Origin of the sequence: Thiohalocapsa sp. (assembly GCF_019695415.1) — a bacterium.
Taxonomy (GTDB): domain Bacteria; phylum Pseudomonadota; class Gammaproteobacteria; order Chromatiales; family Chromatiaceae; genus Thiohalocapsa.
This window is the reverse complement of the sequence record NZ_JAIFKJ010000184.1, coordinates 1-3,268: the sequence shown is the minus strand read 5'-3', so window position 1 is coordinate 3,268 and position 3,268 is coordinate 1. Positions and strand designations below refer to the sequence as shown.

3 protein-coding genes and 1 tRNA gene are annotated in these 3,268 nt (G+C 67.8%); 2 read left to right on the top strand and 2 right to left on the bottom strand.

Annotated elements, in window-relative coordinates:
• Positions 1–109 precede the first annotated feature (109 nt).
• A complete protein-coding gene (locus tag I6U14_RS05105) occupies positions 110–493 on the top strand; it encodes a hypothetical protein (RefSeq protein ID WP_296897407.1) in 384 nt (127 codons plus the stop codon).
• A 120-nt stretch (positions 494–613) separates the two neighbouring features.
• On the opposite strand, the gene I6U14_RS05100 is transcribed toward I6U14_RS05105, so the two are convergent.
• A tRNA-Ser gene (locus I6U14_RS05100) sits at positions 614–704 on the bottom strand.
• A gap of 140 nt (positions 705–844) precedes the next feature.
• On the opposite strand from I6U14_RS05100, the gene I6U14_RS05095 reads away from it, so the two are divergent.
• A complete protein-coding gene (locus I6U14_RS05095; protein WP_296897405.1) occupies positions 845–1,693 on the top strand; it encodes a trans-aconitate 2-methyltransferase in 849 nt (282 codons plus the stop codon).
• Between the two features lie 189 nt (positions 1,694–1,882).
• Here the strand turns inward: I6U14_RS05095 and mobB are convergent, their stop codons facing one another.
• Complete coding sequence (gene mobB, locus I6U14_RS18250; protein ID WP_367115627.1) at positions 1,883–3,007, bottom strand: molybdopterin-guanine dinucleotide biosynthesis protein B; 1,125 nt, start codon at positions 3,005–3,007, stop codon at positions 1,883–1,885.
• Positions 3,008–3,268 lie beyond the last annotated feature (261 nt).

The window sequence follows — 3,268 nt, the reverse complement described above, 5'->3', positions numbered from 1 at the left end:
GGTCCATGCCTGATGATACCGCCGTCAGCAGTGACGGCATCGGCGGGCGCCCGGGTCTAAACTCAAAGAATAAGGGCTTGGCGGTGCCCACCTCGCGCCGGAGTATGGGATGAAATGGCTGACGGCATTGCTCGCAGTGGCGCTGTTCTTCGGCGCGGCCACTGCAGCGCCGGAGGAGGCTTTGCCATCCCCCGGGGTCGTGCGTTATGCAACCGCTGCCGAATGGGCCGCCTGCATTCGGCAGACTCAGGCCGAGCTCGCCCCGCGGGGTCAATGTGGTGCATCCAATTGCTACGACGACGCGGGCCGGGACCTGATCGACATCTGTGTCGCGAAAGTCGGCTATCTCAGGTACACGTCGGCCGAGACCGCAGCACTGCTGCGCGAGATCAGCGAGGGAGATATCAGCAACGCCACCGCCTCTAAAGTCCGGACGTATCCACCCGGGCACCCGGTGCGCAAGGCCTTTGCGAAGGCGCAGGCAAGGCGATAAGCCGCTTGTGGCTCGTCCACTGATAGGCTTCACAGAGCGACTGGGCTGAGCGCGGCTGTGGGAGCAGCGGCAAACCCGACCGACTGCGGCTGGGCCGGGCTTTGGACGGGATGGAGAAATTGGCGGAGAGGGTGGGATTCGAACCCACGATAGGCTATTAACCTATACACACTTTCCAGGCGTGCTCCTTAAGCCACTCGGACACCTCTCCGGCGGGAACTTACGGCTGTTGAGCGCGGCAGCAGTCCGTTATGGCCGCATCCGAACATGTGCCTGGAATGCCGTCGACATGGCACAACCGCAAGCAGAGTAGAATAGCCAAACCCGTCGATTGTTTCAAATTGAAGCCCCATGCCGCCGAAGCGCGCCGCCGCGCGGGGCACCGCCGCCGTGCCCACCCTCGCCCACCAAGCCGACCCGCACCGCCTTTACGAGCGCGCGGTGCAGTGCCCCGAAGCCGAGGTGGACTTCCTCACCGAACGTTTCCGCCGGCTGCGCGGGCGCGATGCCCGGCGGCTGCGGGAGGATTTTTGCGGTACGGCGGCGGTCTGCTGCGAGTGGATCCGGCGCCATCCACAGAACACCGCCCTGGGGCTGGATCTGAACAGCGATGTGCTCGCCTGGGCCGAGCGGCATAACCGGGCGCCATTACCCACTGAGGCACAAACGCGGCTGAGCCTGGTGCAGGCGGACGTGCGCGCGGCCCCGGCGGGCGCTGCACCCGACCTGGTGGCGGCAATGAACTTCAGCTACTGGCTGCTCCGCGAGCGCGCAGCGCTGCGGGGCTATTTCCAGGCCGTCCACCAGGCCCTTGCCGCCGACGGCGTGTTCTTCCTAGACGCCTACGGCGGCTATGACGCCTTCCGCGAGATCATCGAAGAGCGCGCGGTGGAGGACGACGAGGGCGCCTTCACTTACCGCTGGGAGCAGGCGAGCTATGACCCCATCAGCGGCGCGATGCACTTCCACATCGACTTCGCCTTTCCAGACGGCTCGGAGTTGCCCCGGGCGTTCAGCTATCACTGGCGCCTCTGGACACTGCCCGAGATCCGCGAGCTGCTCGCCGAGGCCGGCTTCCGGCGCGTCATCGTCTACTGGCAGGGCTGGACCGAGGACGGAGAGCCGGACGGCGATTTTCGGCCCGCGGAGCGCGCTGACGCCGATGCAGGCTGGATCTGCTATCTGAGCGCCGAGAAGTGAGACGGCGTTGAGTCCGAGGGCGGGGTCGGTTTCACGTAACGGCGCAATGGGCCTGCAACAACGCTGTGACGATGCCGATGGCCCGCCTGATGCGGTGCCGGAGCTTGATGGCCGCCTCGGCGGTCTTGCCTCACTGCTCGATGGCGGGGCCGATCGCACCTAGTGGCCGGCCTGCTGCCCGCGCGCCCCTCACACCGACGCCTGCCGCCACAGGGCATAGATCTCTGCGGAGCGCTCCAGCAGTGCCGCACGCTGCAGGGCCTCGGCGAGGTCGCCGCCCCACGTGTAGGCGCCCTGCCCCGCGACGATGCAGGCGCTGCCCTCTATCAGCTGCTCGGCGATGGCGTCGGGCGCCTTGGCGACAAGCTCTTCCAGCCCAAAGGACAGGGCCGGCAGGGCGCCGAGCGCGGCGGCGCCGTCCGGGTCCACCGGCTCAAACGAGCGGCCGCGAAAGCCCACCGCCGCGGTGTAGGGCATGCGCGCACCAACGACGGCACGGGCGCTGGGCTGCGCGGCGTAAATGCCTCGGTGAATGCGGGCCTCGAGGGCGGTGAGGTCGACGGCCGCGCCGTCCGCCGCCGCTGGTGCCTGTTCCTCTGCCGCCGTCACCGCATACGCTTGGATGGACGCGGGCGTCGGGTCGTCCCCCGCGAGCGCGATGGGCGCCAACCAGCAGCGCTCGCCCACGCGCACGGACAGCCAGCCAGCCCTCGGCTCTGCGGGTGAGATGCGGCACTCGCGACAGCGGCGCAGCAGCTCTTCACGTGGGTCCTCCGCGGTGAGCTGGCCATCCGCGAGCCGGGCCTGGATGTAATCGGCGACGGCTGCGGGGTCATCGATGGACAGCAGGTCCGGCGCCGCCGTCCTGGGCAGCGCCGCGTCACTGACCACGGCAATGATGTCCGGGTCATCCGGAAAGCGCGGTGGCTTGCCGGCGGCCGCTCGGTGCACTTCGAGCTTGGGGTAATGCGCTTCGCGGAAGCCCTCTACCAGCACCAAGTCCAGCCGTGTGGCATCGAAGCGCGCGAGCAGTGCGGCCAAGGGCAGCTCCCGAGCCCCGTCCTGGCCCGGGGCATAGTCCATCAGTGCCCAGCCGTCCGCCGCCGCCAATATCACCTGTTCCGCGCCGGACGCTGCGACCTCGAAGCTGTCCTTGCCCGGCTCATCGAGCTTCAGCTCATGGTGGGAATGCTTGAGATAGCCCACGCGCAGGCCGCGCTCGCGCAACAGCGGCAGCACTTTGAGCAACAGCGTGGTTTTGCCCGTGCCACTCGGTGCGACAATGCCCAGCACGGGTACAAAACGGTTGGTCATGCTCATCCTCCCCCAGCATGGGCCCCGCCCGAGCCCCGTGCGGTCGAAAAACAGCCGCGCTGATACTCGGTGCTGCGACCGGCGTCTACTGCGGCACCCCGTCGCCGCGTCGCCGCGATCAGCTGTCGAATTTGGACATTTTCAGGGCGAAGCCGCAAAATTCCGACATTACCCGGCTGAACCGACCGTCCCGGCCCCGCCTGGTTGGACCCATTGTCCCCCCGGCGCGTTCCGAGTGTGGCGCTGCCGGAAGCACGCCAA